Here is a 1,832-nt window from a genome sequence, read left to right as displayed (position 1 = left end):
CCGTAGCGTGCGCGTTGCTAAGCCGAACGACGTCGTCGCCTCCTATGCGACGCTGCTGAAGCAGGTACGCAAAGAAGGTCTGCTGAACCGTCGCCGCCGCTTTTACGTTTCCGTCTTCGCTGCACTGGCGATAACCATGGGTGCCGCCTGGACCGGTTTCGCCCTGCTGGGCGACACCTGGTTCCAGTTATTGATCGCCGCCGTGCTCGGCGTCGTCTTCACGCAGATCGCATTCCTGGCCCACGAGGCCTCCCACCGGCAGATTTTCAAGACCCGCGGGGCCAACGACTGGTCCGGACGGATCCTGGCCGCCGGCGTCGTCGGCATCAGCTACCAGTGGTGGATGAATAAACACACCCGCCATCACAACGACCCCAACGTGGTGGGCAAAGACCCGGACATTGAGATCGATACCATCTCCTTCACCGAGGACGACGCAGCCAAAGCCACGGGACTCCACGCCTGGATCACCCGCCGCCAGGGCTACCTCTTCTTCCCGCTGCTGACCTTCGAAGGTTTGAACCTGCACGCCAAGTCGATCGGCACACTGTTCCGCCCCGGCGCTGTCCAAGGCCGCTGGATCGAACTGGCCCTCCTCGCGATCCGGTTCGGCGCCTACCTCGGCGTCCTGTTCTGGTTCCTGCCCCTCGGCATGGCGTTCGCCTTCATCGGCGTTCAAATGGCCGTGTTCGGCATCTACATGGGAGCCTCCTTCGCCCCCAACCACAAGGGCATGCCGATCATCCCCAAGAACAGCAAACTCGACTTCTTCCAGAAACAGGTCCTCACCTCACGCAACATTCGCGGCGGCAACTTCATCAACAACGCCTTCGGCGGCCTGAACTTCCAGATCGAACACCACCTGTTCCCCGACATGCCCCGCCCGCACCTCCGAGCAGCAGCACTGATCGTCCGCGAGCATTGCGAACGCCTCAAAGTCCCCTACACCGAGGTCGGCGTCGCAGCCTCCTACGGCGCCGTCGTGTCCTACCTCAACCGGGTAGGCCTCGCCGCACGCGACCCCTTCGACTGCCCCATGGTCAACAAATACCGGCACCAATAGCCCGACACATAAAAACTGCCCTGCGGGTCAGGTCTGCCGCTAGCGGCGGACCTGACGGGCAGGGCAGTTTCTATGTCTGAGGTGGGTTGTTTAGGCGTTCCACAGTCCGTAGGAATCGGCCAGTGAAGAGATTTTCTGGGCTCGGGCCAGTCGGGGAAGATAGGATCCGTCACCGACGACGGCCCCAGCCTCATGCGCAACGAGAAGTTCATGCGCCCACATAATCTCGGACTCGCTCGGCGAGAGACCCTTGTTGATGGTGTCGGTGGCGTCAGGTAGCAGGCAGAGCTTGCCGGTCATGCCCATCGAGGCGGTCACCTTGCAGGCCTCCAGCAGGGTGTCCCCCAGCGCTCCAACGGTTGGACCATCGATAGGGCCGGGCAGCTGACCCACCCGCGAAGCAACCACGAGTTTGGCGCGGGCGTAGGCCAAGGCCATCGGCTCGTCGGAGGCTCCGGTATCTCGCCGGAAGTCACCGACGCCAAACGCGAGCCGGAACGTGCCCGGTGCGCTGGCAATCGATGTGGCGTTCTCAATACCCAGCGCCGACTCGATCAGGGCCAGCACCGGAGTGCCCGCCTGAAGTCGCATGGCGGTGTGGGTGACCTGCTCGGGCTTCTCCGTCATGGCCAGCATGACCCCGCGTAGTCCGGGAGCCTTGGAGAGTGCCGCGAGGTCGTCGGCCCAGAAATCGGTTTCGATGCCGTTGACTCGCACCCAGGCCGTCATCCCGGTGGAGAGTGCCTCCACCACCCGCTCCCGCGCCTCG

The 1,832-nt window shown here is 63.5% G+C and carries 2 protein-coding genes; one reads left to right on the top strand and one right to left on the bottom strand.

What is annotated here, in order from left to right:
* Positions 1-7 precede the first annotated feature (7 nt).
* Positions 8-1,063 carry a fatty acid desaturase family protein gene (locus tag B384_RS0105690; protein ID WP_019481462.1) on the top strand — a complete coding sequence of 352 codons (1,056 nt, stop codon included), beginning with the start codon at positions 8-10 and terminating at the stop codon, positions 1,061-1,063.
* A 90-nt stretch (positions 1,064-1,153) separates the two neighbouring features.
* Here the strand turns inward: B384_RS0105690 and B384_RS0105685 are convergent.
* Positions 1,154-1,832: HpcH/HpaI aldolase/citrate lyase family protein (locus tag B384_RS0105685; protein ID WP_019482175.1), on the bottom strand; the 679-nt coding region annotated here is incomplete at its 5' end.

It is taken from the genome of Arthrobacter sp. TB 23 (assembly GCF_000294595.1).
GTDB lineage: Bacteria > Actinomycetota > Actinomycetes > Actinomycetales > Micrococcaceae > Arthrobacter_D.
Note: the sequence above shows the minus strand (reverse complement) of the source record. Positions and strands in the feature narration are given on the sequence as shown.